Genomic DNA, 18348 nt, shown 5'->3' with positions numbered 1-18348 from the left:
GGGGAGGTGGGACCGCGCCCGGAGGGCGGGGTGGTGGGGTGCCTTACGGAGATTCAGCGGCTGTTGTCATAAGCAAGTAAGAAGAACCCCCACCACCACACCTCCCCAACTTGTTGGCTCGTGCGGTCCCATCGCTTGGCGAAAGCTATACTTTCGCTTGCGCTATACCCCAACAAGTTGGGGAGGTATAAGAATTTAAATCAGCCCCTTCTTCCGCAGTTTCTGCAACTCCGCCAGCACCGCGGCTTCGCCCTGCGTACTGAGGAGGGCCTGAATGCGGTCGCCACCGAGTTCAGACATCGCGACGTGGCGGTATTTCATCAGATAGTTCCCCGCCGCCGGATCATAACCGAACTGCGGGGCCAGCTTTTTCAGCACGTCGTCGGCTGCCGTCGAGACCGTGTGTGAGTGGTTATAGTTGTCGTCCGACGCGGTGTGGATCAGGCATTCGCGCCAGATTCCGCTCTCGCCGGTCAGGCCGCTGCTCCAGTTCACGTCAAGACCTTTGTCCGTTTGACGCAAATACCCCGCCTTTACCGGATCGACGCGGGCGATGATCGCGGCGGCCTCCAGCCAGACGACGAACTTTGGCGCGTCGTCGCCCAAAGGCGCTGCGTGGGCACAGGCCTGCGTGATCACCAGACGCGGCGACAGCCCGCGCGCCATGGTTTCGGCTATGCCGAGAATGTGGTGAGAGCCCGTCGCCGCCGGACCGCCGATGCGCAGTTCGGAGAGCAGCGTCCCGTCGGGTTTCCACTGGAAGACCATGATCTTGGCCCAGTCGTGCCAGATGGCCGCCGCCGAGACGAGGTCAGCATCGACGGGCACATCGCCTGCCTTGGTATAATGCTTCGACAGGTCGGCGCCGATGCGCTGATTGAGCAACTCATGCTCCGGCAGACCGCCCGGCCAGCCGTGGTGCGAATAGAGCGTCCCGCCCGGCGAGGCAGCAAAGGACTGCGGCGAGGTGGGGCAGGCCGTGCCGTCGCCGTTCAGCGGCGGAAACACCCCGGTCATGGTCGCGGCGCTGATATCGGCGACAAAACCGCGCGCCGCCAGTTGCCCGATGATCGCGGTCTTGTCGGCTTCGCTGAGCTTGGCGCGGTGCCGGATGCAGGTGCCCGGTGTCAGCGCATCGACGGTTGACGCACGAATGGTCGGGTCTTTCAAACCTTGAGCCGTTACCTGAAGAGCTTTGTAATCGTTCAGCAAACGTTGAGACACATGCGGCTCGGCATTCGCCGCACCGGCCAGCATAAGCAAACCTAGTGACAGGGCTCTCATTTCAGCTTCTCAATCAGCGCCTTGGCGGCGTGCGGGTTCTTCACCTTGTCGCCGCTGATCACATAGGCGAAGACATCGCGCGGCTTGCCGTCACCTCTATGCCCGACGCAGGCGATATCCTCCGGCACCTTGCCGTGCGAGATCGTCTTCAACCGCGTCGTCCATTCATCGAGCGCCGCCTCGCTGTACCCGATGGGCTCGCTTTCTTCAGTCCCCAGCAGACGCATATAGACGAAGCTGTCCGACGTTTGATCGCCGATCTGCGGGAAGTCCTCATCGAAGGCATTGACCACGGCGACGTTGTAATGGCGCGCCATATCGATGAACTCTGCGTTCTGGAAGGTCGGGCTGCGCACCTCGACCGCGTGACGGAGCGCCACTCCGTCGTGCGATTTCGGCAGCAGTTTCAAGAACGCCTCGAAATCCTCGGCATCGTACTTTTTCGTCGCCATGAATTGCCAGTTGAACGGTCCGAGTTTGTCCTTCAGCTCGGTGACGCCGGAGCCGATGAATTTCTCGATCGACTCCCCGGCCTCGGCCAGAACCCGGCGGTTGGTCGTGTAGCGCGACCCCTTGACGCAGAAGATGAAACCGTCGGGCGTATCGTCGCGCCACTTGGCGAAGGTTTCCGGCTTTTGCGTACCGTAATAGGTCGAGTTGATCTCGATCGAGGTCAGTTGTCGGCTGGCATATTCCAGCTCCTTTTTCTGCGACAGGCCGTCCGGATAGAAGGTCCCGCGCCAGGGTTCGAAATTCCAGCCGCCGATGCCGATATAGACGCTCATGGGAGTACCTCCGTTTGCCGCACTGAACGCCAAACCGCAGCGGGCGTCGAGTGGGAAAATGCATGTACGTTGTAATTGCCAACAAACGTCAGCAGGGCGTGGACGAAGCGCGACCTCCACGATAAAACGGCGTATGAGCGATCTTAAAACCTTTCTCGACTGGCAATCGCGCCGCACTGAACCGAGTGCGGAGGTCATGGCGGGTCTTGCGACCGCCCGCCCGATCCGTCTCGATGCGGGCGGTCTGCAAGCGGAAGGCTGGGGCAGCGATATTCCGGCGGGATGGGCGGTTCAACCGGGGGAGCCGTTGCGCGTCGGCGGATATGATGAGGATCGCGGTATCTACGACAGCGACGTCTTTGCCGGAGAGGGCGGGGAGCGGCGAACCGTGCATCTGGGGATCGACATCTTTGCGCCAGCCGGGTCTGACGTGTTCGCGCCGATCCACGGTCGTGTCCATTCGTTTCAGGACAATGACAACCTCAAGGATTACGGCCCGACGGTGATCCTTGAGCACATGCCGGAACCGGACATGATCTTCTGGACGCTGTACGGGCACCTGAGCCGCGACAGTCTTGAGGATCTCTATGTCGGCAAGGAATTTGCGCAGGGCGATCGTCTGGCGGCGCTGGGTGAGCCCGACGTCAATGGCGGCTGGTCGCCGCACCTGCATTTTCAGCTGATCCTCGATATCGGCGACAGGATCGGCGACTTTCCCGGTGTGTTCAAACGCTCAGAACGGGATCATTGGCAAACGATCTGTCCCGATCCGCGTCCGTTTCTGGGGATTGCATGATACCCCTGTACGAAGACGACGCCCTGCTGGTGTTCGATAAACCGGCGGGGTTGTTGAGCGTTCCCGGCCGTTTGCCGGAAAACAAGGACTCGCTGGCCCCGCGCGTTCAGGCGATATGGCCCGACGCCCTGATCGTGCATCGGCTCGACATGGCGACATCCGGTCTGATCGTCATGGCGCGCGGGGCCGAAGCGCACCGGACCCTGTCCATCGCTTTCGCCGAGCGTCGGGTGCATAAACGCTATGTGGCGGTGGTGGCCGGGCAGGTTAGGGATGAGGAAGGCGAGGTCGATCTGCCGCTGATCACAGACTGGCCCAACCGCCCGAAGCAGATGATCGATTACACCATCGGCAAGCCGTCTCTGACGCGCTATCGCGTCATCGCGCGTGAGGCTGACCGGACGCGGGTGGAACTGGAACCCGTCACGGGCCGGTCGCATCAGTTGCGTGTGCATATGATGGCGCTGGGGCATCCTATCATCGGCGATGTCTTCTATGCACCCACGGAAATACAGGCTTTGAGCTCGCGCCTGTGGCTGCACGCCGAACGGCTTGACCTGCCGCATCCTGTGACTGGCGAAGCTCTGCGATTCGAAGCGCCTGCCGCCTTCTGATTTTTTACGCGCTCTTTATGCGAAGCGGCCCCCTGTCGGATGGGATCGCAACCTTGGGCATGGTCAATTGACCTCATTCAACACATGAGGTTGCCGTGTTCAAAATAGACTTTTCGCTGAAATCAATCCTCATGGCCTGCGTCGTCGCCGGCGCAACCGTTACGCCCGCGCTCCTGCCGCAAACCGCCTTTGCGCAAGCCACTAAGGCCGATCTGGACCTCGATGCGAAACAGGCGCTGACCAACCTCTATGCCAAAAACCCGACCGCCAAGGCCATCGGCGCCAAGGCCAAGGCCGTTCTGGTCTTCCCGAACGTCGTCAAGGCCGGTCTGGTCTTCGGCGGGGCCTATGGCGAAGGCGTCCTGACGCACAAGGGCGAGGACGACGCCTATTACAACTCGTTTTCGGGCTCCTGGGGCCTTCAGGCCGGGGCGCAGTCCTACGGCTATGCGGTATTCCTGATGACCGACAAGGCCGTGACCTACATCAAGGAGACCAAGGGCTGGGAAATCGGTGTCGGCCCGACGGTGGTCGTGGTCGACGAAGGTCTGGCGGCGAACCTGTCGACCTCGACGCTGAAAGACGACGCCTATGCGTTCATTTTCAATCAGCAGGGCCTGATGGCCGGGGTGTCGATCGAAGGCACCAAGATTTCGAAGATCAAAAATTAGCCCCTGGCGGCACACATCATCTCTTCCTCAGAGATCTCGGTAAGTCTTTCTGGGTGACTTCCCTGAGCAACTGGCCCTTCCGTTCGATACGGGAGGGCCTTCTTTTTCTCCCTCCTCCCTACGCTTGCGTGGGGTATAGCGTCAGCGAAGGTATAGCCTTCGCCAGCGATGGCCGAAACGCACAGCGTTGAGGCGGAGGGGGATAACGCCAAGCTATTCAACGTGCTGTGTTGTTCGGAGTCGTACCCCTCTGTCACGACTTCGTCGCGCCACCTCCTCACTGCGTAGGGAGGAGGGAGATAGCTTAACCGTTTTCTTCAGCCACAAACGAAAAAACCCCGCCATAAATGACGGGGTTTTCCGGTAAATTAAAAACGTTTCGCGTCTACGGCAGGACCGCGCAGGCGATGCGGGCACCGGCGCCGCCGATCGGCTGGGTGGTGTAGTCGTCGGCGGAGGCGTGGATCACGACGGCGGTGCCGTCCGCGTCCTTGAGCGCCGGAAGCGCCGAGCCGTCCTTGGCTTCGGCCACGACGAAAGACGAATAGATTTCCGCCTTCACCGTGCCGTCCTTGTGGACGTAGATATTGGTCAGGTCGCCGGAATCGTTCGAGGCGGGATTGAGCAGGCCGTGGGTCAGGGCCGCGGCCGAATCGTGCACGTGCCCTCCGGAGTTCTGGAATTTGGCGGTGTCGCCGCAATCGCCCTTGGCATGGAAATGGACGCCGTGCCAACCTTCCGGCAGGCCCGCAGCGTCGATTTTCAGGATAACGCCCTTGGGGGCCGGGGTGACGGTGACGGTGCCGATGGCCTTGCCGTCATTGCCGGTCAGGGTGCCGGGCGTCGCCGCGCAGGCGGCTGAAGCGAGAGCGGTGGCCAGAAGGCCGGACAGAAGTACTGCGCGCATTGTGTGTTCCTATAATACCGTTTTTCTGGTCGCGCATCTGATCCAAAAACCGCAGAGCACTTTTTGGGATGCGCGTATTGGCCCCCGCCATTGGTGGGCACACTTGCACGACTGCGAACCATTATCAATCATTAACCGGTGTCTTTATGGCCTCTTTATCAAAGGAGGCCACGCTCCGCATTTTGCCGCAAACCCTTCCCCGGCTAGAGAAACGATTGCGCATTTATGGGTGGAGTTATCATGTCGGTGTTCAAGCGTATTGGTGGGTTTGTCTTTGCCTTCGTCGTCATGGGCGTCGTGCCGGTGGTGTCGATGGCGCTCAACGAACAGGCTGTGGCAGCGACCGAAAACCCGTCTACAGGCAAGGACGAAGCCTGGGAAGTCACCGCCATGACGCGGATCAGCGGCCTGTCTTTGCCCGCCAATACCGACACGGTGTGCCTGAGCGCCGAGGACCGTCGCAATCCGCCCAAAGCCCTGTCCAGCGCCCAATGCCCGAACCAGCAAATCACGCGCGACGGCAATACGGTCCGCTGGGTCGCCAAATGCGACAAGGCCGATGCTACGGGCCAGATCACCTTCGCCGGCGATACCCTGACCGGCAAGGTGAGCGGTACGAAATCCGGTACGCGCGTCGATATCGACCTGAGCGGGCGCAGGGTTGGCAACTGCACAAAGTCGTGACGGCCTTGACCGTACGCGGGAGTCGCGGCTTGATGCGCGCATGACCGATACCGCGACCCAAACCGCTCCCGACGGTGCCCTCGACCCGCAATGGAAGGCCTTGCTGGCCAACGAATTCGCCAGCCCCTACATGCAGGTGCTGAAACAGTTTCTGCAAACCGAGAAGGCGGCGGGCAAGCGCATTTTTCCCAGAGGTAACGAATATTTCCGCGCCCTCAACCTGACGCCGCCGGACACCGTCAAGGTCGTCATTCTGGGGCAGGACCCCTATCACGGCGAAGGTCAGGCGCACGGCCTGTGTTTTTCGGTCCGCCCGGGCGTGCGTATCCCGCCGTCGCTGATCAATATCTACAAGGAACTGAACGCCGACCTCGGTATCCCGCCCGCCCGGAACGGGTTCCTCGAAGCCTGGGCGAAGCAGGGCGTTCTGCTGCTCAACAGTGTTCTGACCGTCGAAGAAGGCAAGGCCGCCGCTCACCAGGGCAAGGGCTGGGAGCGTTTCACCGACGCGGTGATCGCGCGGGTGAATGAACTGCCGCAGCCGGTGGTCTTCATTCTGTGGGGGGCTTATGCCCAGAAAAAGGCCTCATTCGTCGATCCGTCGCGGCACCTGATCCTCAAATCGGCGCACCCGTCGCCGCTGTCGGCGCACAACGGATTTCTTGGCAGCCGCCCGTTTTCCAAGGCCAATGCCTGGCTGGACATGAAGGGCGTCGACCCCATCGACTGGGCCTTGCCGGAAAATCCCCTCGATTAATCCCCGTCGTGCGGCGTGCGCCTAGGCTGTTCCTCTTTAAGAGGGCCCTACCATGACTGATCGCGACCGTTTTTATACCTCTATCCGCACCTCGCTGTTCGGTGGAAAGCTGAAACCGAAACAGGTCGAAGGGATCGAAGCCATCCTTGCGGTGTGGCAGGCCGACGACGCGCGCGAACTGGCCTACGGATTGGCGACGGCTTATCACGAGACGGGCTTTACGATGCAGCCGGCCAAGGAAAAGGGCGGTGCGGCCTATCTCAGGCGGATGTACGACCCGCACAGCAAAGATCCGGCGCGCGCGGCTTTGGCGCGGAAGAACGGCAACCTGACGCCCGGTGACGGCGTGCGCTATGCCGGACGAGGCTTTGTGCAACTGACGTGGAAGGCCAACTACAAACGCATGGGCGAAGTGCTGGGGATCGACCTGATCAATGAACCCGATCTGGCCGTGCAGCCTGATATCGCCGCGAGGATCCTGTTCGTCGGCATGACGCGCGGCCTGTTCAGCGGCAAGGCACTGGGCGACTATTTCACCCAAAGCCATACCGACTGGATCGAGGCGCGGCGCATCATCAATGGCGTGGACCGCGCCAGCACCATCGCGGGCTATGCCAGACAGTTCCACGTGGCGCTGACCGCGTAAAAGAAAGCCCCCGGCCATGACCGGGGGCTTTCCTTGTATGGCTCCAAAACGAAGTTCGGCCCAGCCAAGGCGCTTTTTTAGAACGCCTTCTTCAGACTGATGCCATAGGTGCGGGGTTCCGACACCATCCCGGTCAGGTTGTTGAAGTCGATGGCACTTTCGGCGACGATCTCGTCCGACAGGTTGCGGACATAGGCGGCGATTTCCATGCCGCCCGACGTCACATAACCGCCGCGCAGGCCCAGTTGACCGAAGGCCTTGCCCTTGAACTCCACGGCCTCGTAGAGGAAGAAATTGACCGTCGAGCGATAGGCGTAGTCGCCATAGACGAAGACCTTGGCGCCGCTGGTCAGGGGCCAGCTATATTGCGCCGTCAGGTTGGTGACCAGCTTCGGGGCCTGAGGCAGCGGATTGCCGTCGATACGGGCAAAGCCGCCGACGATCGGATCGCGCATCGTACAGCCGCCGCCGCAGGGGCCGACGCCCAGCGTGGGGTCCTGGATTTCGGTATAGTTGTAGCTGGCGCCGGCGGTCAGGACGAGGTTGGCGATCGGACGGGCTTCGAGGTCGATTTCGATACCGCGGCCGATGGCCTTTTCCGCGTTGATCAGCTTGGCCGTATTGACCGAGCCGCCGACGGCGGTCAGCTGGATGTCCTTGGTCTCGAACGCATAGACGCTCAGGTCGAAGCGCAACTTGCGCTGCATGAAGACGCCCTTCATGCCGACTTCGCCGGAGGTCGAGGTCTGTTCCGTGGCGGTGGTCGGCGCGCCGAAGAAGTTGACACGATCCTGAATCGCCGGGGCCAGATAGCCGGTGGCGACGCGGGCATAGAGGTTGACCGACGGCGTCAGCACGTAGGTGGCGCTGAAATCGCCCGACACGTTGTCGCCGTCGACGCGGGTCGTCACCGGCAGGGTTACGCCGGGCAGGGTCGCCTGACCGCCGACCAGATCCTTCTTGCGATCGGACGAATAGCGCAGGCCGCCGCGCAGGGTCAGCTTGTCGGTCGCCTGATATTCCGCCGAACCGAAGAGGCCGTAGTTGATGTTCAGGTTGTCGTGCAGGACGTTCTGGTTCTGCTTGCCCGCGCTATCGTACCCCTTTTCGGAGAATTTCAGGGTCTGGGTGAAGTAATAGACACCGAACTGACCGCGCCACTTGCCGAATTGCTCGGTCTCGAAGCGCAGTTCCTGCGAGAACTCGGTCGGCTTCGACGTGCCGCCGGTATTGGATGGGAAGGCCCCGCGATATAGGCCGGTGCCGCTATAGATGCTGCCGCCGTCGATATCGCCGGTCGAAGAGACCTCGGCCGTTTCAAAGGCCGTGATCGAGTTCAGCGTACCCATGCCCTCGAAGGCATAGGACATCGTCAGGCCGACGCCGCCCGACGACAGGCTCTGGCTGGCCAGACCGTCCAGCGACACCTTCTTGATGTCGAAACCGGCGATGAAGTCGTTGGTACCCTTTTGGAACACACCGGCGCGGAAGATACGCGGCGTACCGTCAAGGTCGCGGACGTGGACGTTGAGCAGGGCATTGAAATTGCCGTTCTCATAGGCCAGTTGCGCGCGCAGGGCCTTGTCCTCATAGCCTTCGAGTTTCTTGGGCGAGATGGCCGAGCCCGAAATATTGTCGACCCAGTCGTCGCGGCGCTGAACGAGGCCGGACAGGCGGGCGGTGAAGCCGTGACCGAGCGGGCCGGTGATCGCGCCTTCGGCATTGACCGTGCCGAGGTTGCCGGCGGCGACGCTGTAATAGCCGCCGAAGATGTCCGACGGCTTGGCCGAATCGAGCTTGACCACACCGGCGGGGGTGTTGCGACCGAACAGGGTGCCTTGCGGGCCGCGCAGGACTTCGACCGAGGCCAGATCGAAGATCGGGAAGGCCTTCAGCATCGGGCTTTCCATCGCCACGCCGTCATAGACGACCGATACCGGCTGGGCGGCATTGACGTCGAAATCGGGATTGCCGAGGCCGCGGATATAGAAGCGCGGATAGGTGCGGCCGAAGGACGATTCCACCGTCAGCGACGGGGTGCGCGCCGACAGGACGCGGATGTCGAGGCCGGACGAATTGATGACGTCGAGCTTGGTGCCGGAAATGGTGGTGACGGCGATCGGCACGTCGATGGCTTTTTCCAGACGGCGCGAAGCCGTGACGACGACTTCGGTGACCGATCCGTCTTCAGCGGGCGGGGCGTCTTCGGCGACGGCCTGACCGGCGCACAGGCTGAGGACGAGGAGGGAAGCGCCGCTCAGGGCAGCGGTCAGTTTATTCGGTGCGCGTTGATTCAGTTTGGACATGCTGGGTTTTCCTCAATGGATTCATGTCCTTCCCCCGCGATTTACCCCTGTGCGCCCCTTTGTTGGTCAGGGGTAGCGGGGTTACGCTAACACAGGATGTCGCTTTTGCAACGGGATCGTGGCGGTTTTGTTGCAAGCGCGAAATCTATGGCTTTTTTGCCATTTCCGTAAGGGAAGGTTCTTTCCCCTATCCTTATTTCACCCCCCGGCTTGGGCATCGAAAGTTTAGCTCGTCAGGTTCACTGTCTCGATATCACGAAGCGCCCATGCACGGGCACACTGCCCGTAACCGGAAACCGGCGGGCCTAAATATAGAGGTGCACTATGACACATAAGACGAAAATCCTGTTGAGCGCTGCCGCTTTGGCCGGTGTCCTGTCTCTGGCCGCGACCGCTTCCGCCTCTGCGCAGAGCTATGACGGCTGGTGCTATCAGAAAGAGAGCTCGGCCCGCACCAAAGGGACGGTGATCGGCGCCGGCGCCGGTGCCGTGGTCGGCAATGTCGTCGCCGGTAAGGGCAACAAGACCGAAGGCACGATTCTGGGCGCCATCGTCGGCGGCGTGATCGGCAATCAGGTCGGTAAGAAAAACAAGGAAAAAGAAACGTCGGCGGCCAACTGCCTCAACAGCCGCTACTATATTTATGATCGCGGATATTACACGCCGGAAGCGCCCCCTGAAGGTTATCGTGTCGCCCAATTCACTCAGCGTCCGTATTACGATCGCTACTGGGTCCGTCGCGACGGTCAGGACTATGCCTATCGCCGTTAAGCGATCAATATAACGGAAAAGCCCGGTCTCATGCCGGGCTTTTTTATGCGTGAAACCCGGCCCTGCCCGAATTCTGCCGCAGGCGGGCGGCATAGGCTCAATCATTGAAAGATTTTCAGCCTGTTCAGTTTGGGTTCAGGCGCACTGGCTATATTGGCCTCACAGAATCCGGTCTCAAAGGAGAGTTTCACATGACCACGTCCGCTCACAAAGGTATCGCTTCCGGCTTCGGTCTGGCCGTCATGGCCGCCGCCCTCATGGTTTCGGCCCCGGCCTCGGCGCAAAACCGTCTCGACGGCTTCTGCTATGAAAAAGAGCAGAACACGAAGACGAAGGGCACGCTGATCGGTGCCGGTGCCGGCGCGGTGATCGGCAATGTCGTTGCGGGCAAGGGCAACAAGACCGAAGGCACAGTGGCCGGTGCGGTCGTCGGCGGCATCATCGGCAACCAGATCGGCGAGCACGAGAAGGAAAAGGCCGTCCGTCAGTGCCTGAACAACCAGTATTACGTCTTCGACGGTCGCGAATACGCCCCGCCGGCGGCGCCCAAGGGCTACCGTGTCGCCTACTATAATGCGGGCGAGCGTCCGGTCTACAATACCTACTACACACACAAGAACGGCAAGGTGCAGACCTGGGCCCCGCCGAAGAAGCACAAGCACTAATCACCACGCCTGACGCCTTCGACGCCCGCTGGAAACAGCGGGCGTTTTTTATATTCCGAAAGGACTCAGCCATAGTTCCGCAACGCATAAACCGAATAGTTTCAGCGCCGTAATGCCGCGGCTTTAAAGGTCATGCTTCGTTCAGATGAGGTTCAAGCCGCAAGGCTCACACTCGTTCGAGGGCAAGCCAACGGCCCGCGCAACCCACGAAAGGCTAAAGCTATGAACACGACCAAGACGATGATGGCCATCGCTGCCACGGCCCTGATGACCGGCGGCATGGCGACGACCGCCAGCGCTCAGCCGCGTCCCTATAATCAGACGCAAACCCGCACCTATGACGGCTTCTGCTATCAGAAGGAAACCTACCGTCAGACGCGCAACACCGAATGGGGTCCCGGCGGTTCGCGCACCACGACCACGACCTATACGACCAATGCCAATTGCCTGAACGGCCAGTATTACGTGTTCAGCGGCAACCGCTACGACCCGCCGAAGGCGCCGCGCGGTTACCGCATCGCCTATTTCTACGACCGTCCGGCCTACAAGGTCTATTACACCCACAAGAACGGCAAGTCGATGAAGTGGGACCCGCGCAATGATCGTCATGATGATCGCAGGGACGACCGCCGCGACGACCGCAACGATAACCGCAACAACGATAATCGCAATGACCGGCCCGGTGGCGACCGTCCCGACCGTCACTAAGCACACGGCGCCCGGTGGAAACACCGGGCGTTTTGCTATATTGCCTGAGAGTCATTTTTAGACTAAACTAATAAGACTTAGTTTAATGGGTGACGCATGGCGACGGTCAATATTCACGAGGCCAAGACGCATTTGTCGCGTCTGGTCGAACAAGCCGCAAAAGGCGAAAGCATCATCATCGCCAAGGCCGGTAAGCCTGTGGCCAAGGTAACGGCGCTCGATGCACCGACACGAAATCAGGTGCGACGACTTGGTTTCATGGCAGGTCAGATCAGGGTGCCGGACGATTTCGACCGTATGGGTGAAGTTGAGATCGCCGTATTGTTCGGTGGCGAATGAAGCTGCTGCTCGATACGCATATCCTGCTGTGGGCGGCGGGGGAACCTGACCGGTTGCCTGCCGATATCCGCCTTCGCCTTGAAAATTCCGACAACGAGTTGCTATTCAGCGCCGCCAGCCTGTGGGAAGTGGCGATCAAGCGCGGTCTGGGCCGCGACGATTTTCAGGTTGATCCGCGCCGCTTACGCCGGGGGCTTCTGGACAATGGCTATCAGGAATTGCCAATCCTCAGCCTGCACGCGGTGTTGGTCGATACCCTGCCGCCGCTGCACAAGGACCCGTTCGACCGCATACTGGTCGCGCAGTCGGTGGTCGAAGGCATCGAACTGATCACGGTCGATCCGGTCGTTCAGCAGTATTTATAAGTAAGTAATTACTGACTTCCCCTCTTTTCGCGCGCGTCGGCAATCGCTATAGATCGCCTATGACAAACATTGCTTCTCCGCTCGACTCAGGCCGCGAGGCCGAAACCGCCAAACTCATTCAGGGCCGGACCGGTCCGTGGGAACTCGTGATCGGCCTGGAAATCCACGCGCAGGTCGCCTCGACCTCCAAGCTGTTTTCCGGCGCCGCCGTCGGCTTCGGCGCGGGGCCTAACGAGCAGGTGTCGCTGATCGACGCGGGCTTCCCCGGCATGTTGCCGGTGCTGAACGGTTTCTGCGTCGAACAGGCGGTGAAGACGGGGCTGGGCCTCAAGGCGCAGATCAACGCCCACTCGCGTTTCGACCGCAAGAACTACTTCTATCCCGACCTGCCGCAGGGCTATCAGATTTCGCAGCTCTTCTACCCCATCGTCGGCGAGGGCGAGGTGTCGATCGACCTCAGCGACGGTTCGCAGAAGATCGTACGCATCGAGCGCCTGCACCTTGAACAGGACGCGGGCAAGTCGATCCACGACCTCGATCCGACCGCCACCTATGTCGACCTGAACCGCGCGGGCACGGCGCTGATGGAAATCGTGAGTAAGCCCGACATCCGCTCGGCGGAAGAGGCCGTGGCCTATTTCAAGAAGATCCGCACCATCCTCGTCTATCTCGGCACGTCCGACGGCGACATGGAAAAGGGCAATATGCGCGCTGACGTCAACGTCTCGGTCCGCAAGGTCGGGGCGTCGTTCGGTACGCGCTGCGAGATCAAGAACGTCAACTCGTTCCGCTTCATGCAACAGGCCATTGAGTACGAAGCGCGCCGTCAGATCGAAATCCTCGAAGACGGCGGGTCGATCACGCAGGAGACTCGCTTGTTCGATTCGGTGAAGGTCGAGACGCGCTCCCTGCGTTCGAAGGAAGAGGCGCACGATTACCGCTACTTCCCCGATCCCGACCTGCTGCCGCTCGAACTCGAATTGGCGTGGATCGAGGACATCAAAAAGTCCCTGCCGGAATTACCCGACGACAAGCGCCAGCGCCTGATGACGCAGTACGGCCTGAGCCAGTACGACGCCACCGTGCTGATCACCGAACAGGCGCGCGCCGATTACTACGAAGCCGCCGCCAAGGGCCGCGACGCCAAGCTGGTCGCCAACTGGGTGACGAACGAGCTTCTGGCGCGTCTGACCAAGGACGGGCTGGAGATCGCCGACAGCCCGCTGCCGCCCGCGCACATCAACGGTCTGGTCGAACTGATCGAGACCAATGTCATCTCCAGCAAGATCGCCAAGACGGTGTTCGAGCACATGTGGGACGGTCAGGGCGCGATCACGCCCGCCGAGATCGTCGAAAAGCACGGCCTCAAGCAGGTGACCGATACCGGCGCGATCGAGAAGGCCGTCGATGACATCATCGCCGCCAATCCGGACAAGGCCGCCGAGGTCGCCACCAAGCCTCAGGCCATCGGCTGGTTCGTCGGGCAGGTCATGAAGGCTACCGGCGGCAAGGCCAATCCGGCGGCGGTCAATGAAATACTCAAGGCGAAGCTGGGCCTTTAAGCGCGCCAGGAACAGAAAAAGCCCTCCCGAGGTGGACTCGGGAGGGCTTCTGCTTAAGTGGCAATCTGGAACGAATTAACTGGTCGGGGCCTTGGTCGGGGTCGCGGCCTTTTTGGCGTGATGCTTGTGCGTTTCGGCCTTCTTCACCGCCTGAACAGCGGCGGGCTTCTCAGCCGGTTTAGGGGCGGTCGCGGCATTGGCGGCGCCGAAGCTGAGACCCAGAACGACCGCCGCGGCGGCCACAGACGTAACGATTTTGGACATATGCATGTTCCTTTTGCCATGCCGTCCCTCCGAGATTTGGGGGCGGCGCGGCAGAGGAAGCGCCCGCTTTGCGACGCGATTAAGACCGCGATTATGGCGATTGCGGCGACGCTACAAACGATTGCAGCAATTCTGATGCAATCGCCCGCAAAGGGCCTCAATCTGCCCGGCAGGCGGGAAATTACGCCGGAAAAAGCCCGGATCGGCATGTCGTTGCCGCAATAAAACCCTGAAAGTTAAAACCGCCACCAGCGCAGGGTTGCCCGCGTTACATTATTGGCACGGCTCATCTACGTCAGCTGGATCAGGTACCAGTCGCCGCTAGCGGTGAGAACGCAGGCGCTCAATTGCGGGGTCAGGGTCGTGCGATCGGTATCGTACATCAGGCCGGATATGGCATAGGCCCCCACGATGGGATCGGGGATGTGACATTCGTTTTCGATCGAATAGCCTTGCCCCATAAGGAAAACCCTCCTGAAGGATCAGGAGGGTTGGAAAGGCTTACTTGTTGACCGGCGGGATGTCTTCCTGAACCGGGGTATCGGTGCGCGGCAGGGGCGGCACCGGCTCCTTCATCTCCGTCTTGGGCGCGTTCGGGTCGATCGGCATCTGCGGATCGGGGGCTGCTGTCGGATCGGCGCTATTGAGGGGTTCGCGGGTTTGCGTATCGGTCGGCGGCGGCGGGACATTGGTCGTGTCGCTGGCCGGCATCGAGGCGTCTTCGGCCTGAGCGGCGCGCAGGGCCTGAGCGTTCAGCATGGCGGTGGCGTCGTTCTGCGACTTCAGATCCTGTTTGGCGGTCGGAGCCTGCTTGGCCATCGGCGCTTCATCGGTCATCGGGGCCTGTTGCGGCTTGTCGGTGGCCAGCGGTTCGGCATCGGGTGCCGGGGTCAGGGTTTGCGCAAAAGTCACGGGGGCGGCGACGGCGCTCAGCAGTGCGGCCACGGCGAGGGTATGCTTGAGTGTCATGATGTCCTCTGGAGGGATGGTGCGGATAACGGAACCAGAGTTTAGACGTGTGGGCGCGCCACGCAATTTTCGTAAACTTGTGAAAGGCTTGCCCGAACTTATCCGCGCTTTGCGACTTTTATTTTTTAATCCGGAAAGGGTAAAAAAGCGCCGTTATCCACTCCTAACGGCGTTATTGGCCGATCCATGTTTTACGAAAAGCCGCACGCTTTCATCGCGGTGCTTATCCGACGTGAACAGCCCTTATCTTATCCCTATGCCGCCGGGGGCGTTTCCCACATTAATCTTGTACGCGGACGGGCGGCATGAGACACTTGAGGCCGGAATATACGGGGGACGGTCCATATGCCGCACAGCGAATTCGCTCTGAGCCTTGAGGGCGTATCGAAAACCTATGGCGATTTCACTGCGGTGCGCGACCTGAGCTTTCAGGTGGCGCGGGGCTCGATCTGCGGCTTTCTGGGGCCGAACGGTGCGGGCAAGACATCGAGCGTGCGCATGATGCTGGGGTTGTCGGCCCCGTCGGCAGGGAAGATCACCGTACTGGGCGGCGAAGGTGCCAAGGTGCTGGACCGCATCGGGTTTCTGCCTGAGGAACGCGGCCTGTACCGCAAGATGACGCCGGTCGACATGATCGTCTTTCTGGCTGGGCTCAAGGGCGTCAAGTCGTCGGTCGCCCGCAAGCGCGCCATCGCCATGCTGGAGGCGCAGGGCCTCGGCGAATTCATGACCAAACCGATCAAATCCCTGTCGAAAGGCATGTCGCAGAAGGTGCAGCTGATCGGCTGTCTGGTTCACGAACCGGAACTGGTCATCCTCGACGAGCCGTTTTCCGGTCTCGATCCCGTCAATCAGCAGGGGCTTGAGGACGTCATTCGCGATCTGGCCAAACGCGGGGCGACGGTGCTGTTTTCGACCCACGTCATGCAACACGCCGAGCGTTTGTGTGAAAACGTGGTCATGCTGACCAAGGGACGCAAGGTGTTCGAAGGTACGCTGAAACAGGCGCGCGCCGCCGCCCCGCGTTACCTCGAACTCGAAGGCGCGGTGTCGCGCGAACAGGTCGTTGCCCTGCCCGGTGTGGCCGAGGTGGTAGACGGGGGCGCGGCAGACGAGGGCGCGCATCTGTGGCGGCTGAAATTCGCCACTGGCGTCAGCCCCAACGCAGCGCTGAAAGCGGCGTTTCTCACCGGGCTTGACGTGCGGCGCTTCGAGGCGCACGAGCCGACCCTGCACGACGCTTTCATTGTGCTTACAAGTTCTTTGGCGGGGGGAGACGCCTGATGAAAACCCTGCTGATCGCCAAACGCGAATATCTCGCCTTCGTCAAGACCGTCGGTTTCTGGCTGTCGCTGGTCACCCTGCCGCTGCTGATGCTCGGCTCGGCTCTGATCCCGCTGATGATGAGCCGGTCGGGCGAGGCGCCGCAGACGGTGGCCGTCCTCGACCTGTCCGGGCAGAACCTGACTCCGGAACTGACCGGCCTGGTTCAGGCGCGAGACCCGGCGCTCAAGGCCATACAGATGTCGGATGCGGTGAAAAATGACACTATGGCGCGCACGGTAGCGTCCAGCATGGCTAAAAAAGGCGGACTCAAGGTCGCACCCTTGCCGGACGGTCTGTCGGCGACGATGACGCGCGACGCGGCCGAGGTGAAGATTTCCCAGCTCATGTCGATGGAATCGCCGCCCGTCACACACGTCGTGGTCGCCTATCTGACGTCCGGGCCCACGCCGCGTCTGGCCTTCGACCTGTGGTCGGCCAAGAAGAAGGGACGGCTGGAAAACCGGCTGGGGGACGATCTCGATGCCCTGCAATTCCGCTATGCGGCGCAGCAACAAGGCATAGCGCCCGAAGTCGCGCGGTCCTTGCAGGAAACGCACGCCGAAATCCGCAGTCTGACGCCGGCCATTGCCGCCGCCAAGGGCGACAAGGGCGCTTCGTTCCGCGAAAATCTCAAGGAAAACGGCCCGCGCTTCGCCGGGGTGATCATGAGCTATATCACCTGGATGGCGATCTTTTCGTCGTCGGTGATTCTGTTGTCGGGGATCATCGAGGAGAAGTCGTCCAAGGTGCTGGAGGTGCTGCTGACCTCGGCACCTGCGGGCAGTCTGTTGCTCGGCAAGGTGCTGGGCGTCTTCATGGTCATGGTAACGGTGGCCGCCGTATGGGGCGGCGTCGGCATGGGCGTCTTCGGGTACAGCGTGGTCTTCATGCCACCGGACGCGGTGGACAATATCCGCACCCTTCTGGGGCTGATCTTCGCGCCGCATCAGGTGGCGCTGATGGTCGCCTATTTCGTCGGTGGCTACCTGATGTTCGGGATTACCTTTATCGCCATCGGCGCGTTCTGCGAGTCGCAGAAGGACGCCCAGGCGATCATGGGGCCGATCGTTATCGTACTGATGATCCCGATGCTGAGCTTGCAGGCAGCTATGATGTCGCCCGACCTGCCGCTGATCCGCTACCTGTCGTGGTTTCCGCTGTTCACGCCGTTCCTCATGCCGTTACGCCTGATGGAAGGCGCGCCGTGGTGGGAAATCGCCGCGACGCTGGGCGGCATGGGGCTGACAGCGTGGATCATGATCCGACTGGGGACGAGAGCCTTCATGCAGGGCGCGCTGGGGAACGGCAAGTTCAGCTGGCGCACCCTGGCGGGACTGGTGAAGGCTTAGTCCTTCTTTTCGACTTTCGCGTCGGCCTTGGCGTCCGCATTGGCCGAAACCCCGTCCTTATTGGCGCTGACATCGCCGTTGACGGTGGCGTTGGCGTCCGCCGTCGGCGCCGCGTTGGCGGCTTCGTCGATGGCTTTCTGAGCGGCATTTTTCGTGGCGGTGGTCGTGTCGGAAGCGCTGTTCTTGGCCTTATTGGCTGCATTATAGGCGTTGTCCTTCGTAGCGTCGAAGGCGGCGCCTGTACGCGCGCGGGCCTCGCTGAGGGTTTCGCCGGGTTTAAGATCGACCTGACCCTGACCTTGCAGCGAGCCTGACGCCTGACCGAGGGGGCCGGTGAGCCCGCCCGTCGCCTGACCGGACCCGCCCAGCAGTTGCGCCGAGGCGGGCAGAGCGACGGCGAGGCTGAGGGCTGCGGCGGCGGAGATGATAAATTGCGATTTCATTGTGCGTTTCCTGAATGGATGGCGCGCGAAGGACCGCGCTGACGCAAGGCAGAAAACGCCGCTATTCCGGCTGAAATGCGGTGCAAAAATAAGCGCCAAGCCGGGAAGGTTCTGCGGACTCATAATGGCGGGATAAA

General features: G+C 61.2%; 23 protein-coding genes. 15 read left to right on the top strand and 8 right to left on the bottom strand.

The features are described 5' to 3' along the window. Positions 1–195: 195 nt before the first annotated feature. The gene (locus AEYBE204_RS39765) at positions 196–1284 is read right to left on the bottom strand and encodes a hypothetical protein (RefSeq protein ID WP_155908511.1); all 1089 of its coding nucleotides are present in this window, start codon (positions 1282–1284) and stop codon (positions 196–198) included. Continuing rightward, positions 1281–2069, bottom strand: coding sequence for a DUF72 domain-containing protein (locus AEYBE204_RS38640; protein WP_023464037.1), 789 nt, complete (start codon positions 2067–2069; stop codon positions 1281–1283). The genes AEYBE204_RS39765 and AEYBE204_RS38640 overlap by 4 nt, the downstream gene beginning before the upstream one ends. A 133-nt stretch (positions 2070–2202) precedes the next feature. On the opposite strand from AEYBE204_RS38640, the gene AEYBE204_RS38635 reads away from it, so the two are divergent. The 3 genes from AEYBE204_RS38635 to AEYBE204_RS38625 all read left to right on the top strand — a co-directional run bounded on the left by AEYBE204_RS38635 (position 2203) and on the right by AEYBE204_RS38625 (position 4150). Continuing rightward, complete coding sequence (locus AEYBE204_RS38635; RefSeq protein WP_023464036.1) at positions 2203–2865, top strand: peptidoglycan DD-metalloendopeptidase family protein; 663 nt, start codon at positions 2203–2205, stop codon at positions 2863–2865. After that, positions 2862–3479: an RluA family pseudouridine synthase gene (locus AEYBE204_RS38630; RefSeq protein WP_023464035.1), complete on the top strand. Its 618-nt coding sequence runs from the start codon at positions 2862–2864 to the stop codon at positions 3477–3479. Before AEYBE204_RS38635 ends, AEYBE204_RS38630 begins: the two co-directional genes overlap by 4 nt. 95 nt (positions 3480–3574) lie before the next feature. Then, on the top strand, positions 3575–4150 hold the full coding sequence (locus AEYBE204_RS38625) for a YSC84-related protein (protein ID WP_023464034.1): 576 nt from the start codon (positions 3575–3577) through the stop codon (positions 4148–4150). A gap of 385 nt (positions 4151–4535) precedes the next feature. Here AEYBE204_RS38625 and AEYBE204_RS38620 read toward each other — a convergent pair whose 3' ends face one another. Next, complete coding sequence (locus AEYBE204_RS38620) at positions 4536–5057, bottom strand: superoxide dismutase family protein (protein WP_023464033.1); 522 nt, start codon at positions 5055–5057, stop codon at positions 4536–4538. A gap of 240 nt (positions 5058–5297) precedes the next feature. Between AEYBE204_RS38620 and AEYBE204_RS38615 the strand changes: the two genes are divergently transcribed. From AEYBE204_RS38615 to AEYBE204_RS38605, 3 genes are read left to right on the top strand one after another with little or no spacing between them, the layout of a single operon-like run. Next, the gene (locus tag AEYBE204_RS38615) at positions 5298–5741 is read left to right on the top strand and encodes a DUF3617 family protein (protein ID WP_023464032.1); all 444 of its coding nucleotides are present in this window, start codon (positions 5298–5300) and stop codon (positions 5739–5741) included. A 40-nt stretch (positions 5742–5781) separates the two neighbouring features. Then, entirely contained in the window at positions 5782–6498 is a 717-nt protein-coding gene (ung, locus tag AEYBE204_RS38610) for a uracil-DNA glycosylase (RefSeq protein ID WP_023464031.1), read from the top strand. Between the two features lie 52 nt (positions 6499–6550). Continuing rightward, complete coding sequence (locus AEYBE204_RS38605; protein WP_023464030.1) at positions 6551–7144, top strand: glycoside hydrolase family 19 protein; 594 nt, start codon at positions 6551–6553, stop codon at positions 7142–7144. Positions 7145–7221: 77 nt separating this feature from the next. On the opposite strand, the gene AEYBE204_RS38600 is transcribed toward AEYBE204_RS38605, so the two are convergent. After that, positions 7222–9450 carry a TonB-dependent receptor gene (locus AEYBE204_RS38600; RefSeq protein WP_023464029.1) on the bottom strand — a complete coding sequence of 743 codons (2229 nt, stop codon included), beginning with the start codon at positions 9448–9450 and terminating at the stop codon, positions 7222–7224. A gap of 324 nt (positions 9451–9774) precedes the next feature. Between AEYBE204_RS38600 and AEYBE204_RS39760 the strand changes: the two genes are divergently transcribed. From AEYBE204_RS39760 to gatB, 6 genes are all read left to right on the top strand, one after another. Continuing rightward, entirely contained in the window at positions 9775–10221 is a 447-nt protein-coding gene (locus tag AEYBE204_RS39760) for a glycine zipper 2TM domain-containing protein (protein ID WP_023464028.1), read from the top strand. Between the two features lie 191 nt (positions 10222–10412). Further along, on the top strand, positions 10413–10886 hold the full coding sequence (locus AEYBE204_RS39755) for a glycine zipper 2TM domain-containing protein (RefSeq protein WP_023464027.1): 474 nt from the start codon (positions 10413–10415) through the stop codon (positions 10884–10886). A gap of 222 nt (positions 10887–11108) precedes the next feature. Then, a complete protein-coding gene (locus tag AEYBE204_RS38590) occupies positions 11109–11594 on the top strand; it encodes a hypothetical protein (RefSeq protein WP_023464026.1) in 486 nt (161 codons plus the stop codon). Positions 11595–11690: 96 nt separating this feature from the next. Further along, positions 11691–11933 (top strand): type II toxin-antitoxin system Phd/YefM family antitoxin, encoded by a 243-nt coding sequence (locus AEYBE204_RS38585; RefSeq protein ID WP_023464025.1) that lies wholly within the window; start codon positions 11691–11693, stop codon positions 11931–11933. After that, a complete protein-coding gene (locus AEYBE204_RS38580; RefSeq protein WP_023464024.1) occupies positions 11930–12298 on the top strand; it encodes a type II toxin-antitoxin system VapC family toxin in 369 nt (122 codons plus the stop codon). The genes AEYBE204_RS38585 and AEYBE204_RS38580 overlap by 4 nt, the downstream gene beginning before the upstream one ends. A 59-nt stretch (positions 12299–12357) precedes the next feature. Beyond that, on the top strand, positions 12358–13860 hold the full coding sequence (gene gatB, locus AEYBE204_RS38575; RefSeq protein WP_023464023.1) for an Asp-tRNA(Asn)/Glu-tRNA(Gln) amidotransferase subunit GatB: 1503 nt from the start codon (positions 12358–12360) through the stop codon (positions 13858–13860). 75 nt (positions 13861–13935) lie between these two features. Here gatB and AEYBE204_RS38570 read toward each other — a convergent pair whose 3' ends face one another. Next, positions 13936–14124 carry a hypothetical protein gene (locus tag AEYBE204_RS38570; RefSeq protein WP_023464022.1) on the bottom strand — a complete coding sequence of 63 codons (189 nt, stop codon included), beginning with the start codon at positions 14122–14124 and terminating at the stop codon, positions 13936–13938. Here AEYBE204_RS38570 and AEYBE204_RS38565 point away from each other — a divergent pair, their 5' ends adjacent. Beyond that, positions 14125–14349 (top strand): hypothetical protein, encoded by a 225-nt coding sequence (locus AEYBE204_RS38565; protein ID WP_023464021.1) that lies wholly within the window; start codon positions 14125–14127, stop codon positions 14347–14349. Between the two features lie 65 nt (positions 14350–14414). Here AEYBE204_RS38565 and AEYBE204_RS40510 read toward each other — a convergent pair whose 3' ends face one another. Both AEYBE204_RS40510 and AEYBE204_RS38560 read right to left on the bottom strand, forming a co-directional pair. Beyond that, positions 14415–14585 (bottom strand): hypothetical protein, encoded by a 171-nt coding sequence (locus AEYBE204_RS40510; protein ID WP_023464020.1) that lies wholly within the window; start codon positions 14583–14585, stop codon positions 14415–14417. Positions 14586–14625: 40 nt separating this feature from the next. Continuing rightward, positions 14626–15093: a hypothetical protein gene (locus AEYBE204_RS38560; RefSeq protein WP_023464019.1), complete on the bottom strand. Its 468-nt coding sequence runs from the start codon at positions 15091–15093 to the stop codon at positions 14626–14628. A 345-nt stretch (positions 15094–15438) separates the two neighbouring features. On the opposite strand from AEYBE204_RS38560, the gene AEYBE204_RS38555 reads away from it, so the two are divergent. Continuing rightward, entirely contained in the window at positions 15439–16377 is a 939-nt protein-coding gene (locus AEYBE204_RS38555; protein WP_023464018.1) for an ABC transporter ATP-binding protein, read from the top strand. Further along, positions 16377–17768 (top strand): ABC transporter permease, encoded by a 1392-nt coding sequence (locus AEYBE204_RS38550; protein ID WP_023464017.1) that lies wholly within the window; start codon positions 16377–16379, stop codon positions 17766–17768. Before AEYBE204_RS38555 ends, AEYBE204_RS38550 begins: the two co-directional genes overlap by 1 nt. Here the strand turns inward: AEYBE204_RS38550 and AEYBE204_RS38545 are convergent. Next, positions 17765–18211 (bottom strand): hypothetical protein, encoded by a 447-nt coding sequence (locus AEYBE204_RS38545; RefSeq protein ID WP_023464016.1) that lies wholly within the window; start codon positions 18209–18211, stop codon positions 17765–17767. The two genes, AEYBE204_RS38550 and AEYBE204_RS38545, sit on opposite strands and share 4 nt — an antisense overlap. Positions 18212–18348 lie beyond the last annotated feature (137 nt).

Source organism: Asticcacaulis sp. YBE204 (assembly GCF_000495855.1).
Classification (GTDB): domain Bacteria; phylum Pseudomonadota; class Alphaproteobacteria; order Caulobacterales; family Caulobacteraceae; genus Asticcacaulis.
This window is presented reverse-complemented; position numbering and strand designations above follow the sequence as displayed.

Excerpts from the sequence above, each read along its gene's own strand:
- AEYBE204_RS40510 (WP_023464020.1), bottom strand. The coding sequence starts at position 14,585 with ATGGGGCAAGGCTATTCGATCGAAAACGAATGTCACATCCCCGATCCC.
- AEYBE204_RS38565 (WP_023464021.1), top strand. The coding sequence starts at position 14,125 with ATGCATGTTCCTTTTGCCATGCCGTCCCTCCGAGATTTGGGGGCGGCG.
- AEYBE204_RS38570 (WP_023464022.1), bottom strand. The coding sequence starts at position 14,124 with ATGTCCAAAATCGTTACGTCTGTGGCCGCCGCGGCGGTCGTTCTGGGT.
- AEYBE204_RS38585 (WP_023464025.1), top strand. The coding sequence starts at position 11,691 with ATGGCGACGGTCAATATTCACGAGGCCAAGACGCATTTGTCGCGTCTG.
- AEYBE204_RS38630 (WP_023464035.1), top strand. The coding sequence starts at position 2,862 with ATGATACCCCTGTACGAAGACGACGCCCTGCTGGTGTTCGATAAACCG.
- AEYBE204_RS38550 (WP_023464017.1), top strand. The coding sequence starts at position 16,377 with ATGAAAACCCTGCTGATCGCCAAACGCGAATATCTCGCCTTCGTCAAG.
- gatB (WP_023464023.1), top strand. The coding sequence starts at position 12,358 with ATGACAAACATTGCTTCTCCGCTCGACTCAGGCCGCGAGGCCGAAACC.
- AEYBE204_RS38600 (WP_023464029.1), bottom strand. The coding sequence starts at position 9,450 with ATGTCCAAACTGAATCAACGCGCACCGAATAAACTGACCGCTGCCCTG.
- AEYBE204_RS38620 (WP_023464033.1), bottom strand. The coding sequence starts at position 5,057 with ATGCGCGCAGTACTTCTGTCCGGCCTTCTGGCCACCGCTCTCGCTTCA.
- AEYBE204_RS38590 (WP_023464026.1), top strand. The coding sequence starts at position 11,109 with ATGAACACGACCAAGACGATGATGGCCATCGCTGCCACGGCCCTGATG.
- AEYBE204_RS38545 (WP_023464016.1), bottom strand. The coding sequence starts at position 18,211 with ATGAAATCGCAATTTATCATCTCCGCCGCCGCAGCCCTCAGCCTCGCC.
- AEYBE204_RS38615 (WP_023464032.1), top strand. The coding sequence starts at position 5,298 with ATGTCGGTGTTCAAGCGTATTGGTGGGTTTGTCTTTGCCTTCGTCGTC.
- AEYBE204_RS38635 (WP_023464036.1), top strand. The coding sequence starts at position 2,203 with ATGAGCGATCTTAAAACCTTTCTCGACTGGCAATCGCGCCGCACTGAA.
- AEYBE204_RS38605 (WP_023464030.1), top strand. The coding sequence starts at position 6,551 with ATGACTGATCGCGACCGTTTTTATACCTCTATCCGCACCTCGCTGTTC.
- ung (WP_023464031.1), top strand. The coding sequence starts at position 5,782 with ATGACCGATACCGCGACCCAAACCGCTCCCGACGGTGCCCTCGACCCG.
- AEYBE204_RS39760 (WP_023464028.1), top strand. The coding sequence starts at position 9,775 with ATGACACATAAGACGAAAATCCTGTTGAGCGCTGCCGCTTTGGCCGGT.
- AEYBE204_RS38560 (WP_023464019.1), bottom strand. The coding sequence starts at position 15,093 with ATGACACTCAAGCATACCCTCGCCGTGGCCGCACTGCTGAGCGCCGTC.
- AEYBE204_RS38580 (WP_023464024.1), top strand. The coding sequence starts at position 11,930 with ATGAAGCTGCTGCTCGATACGCATATCCTGCTGTGGGCGGCGGGGGAA.
- AEYBE204_RS38555 (WP_023464018.1), top strand. The coding sequence starts at position 15,439 with ATGCCGCACAGCGAATTCGCTCTGAGCCTTGAGGGCGTATCGAAAACC.
- AEYBE204_RS38640 (WP_023464037.1), bottom strand. The coding sequence starts at position 2,069 with ATGAGCGTCTATATCGGCATCGGCGGCTGGAATTTCGAACCCTGGCGC.
- AEYBE204_RS39765 (WP_155908511.1), bottom strand. The coding sequence starts at position 1,284 with ATGAGAGCCCTGTCACTAGGTTTGCTTATGCTGGCCGGTGCGGCGAAT.
- AEYBE204_RS39755 (WP_023464027.1), top strand. The coding sequence starts at position 10,413 with ATGACCACGTCCGCTCACAAAGGTATCGCTTCCGGCTTCGGTCTGGCC.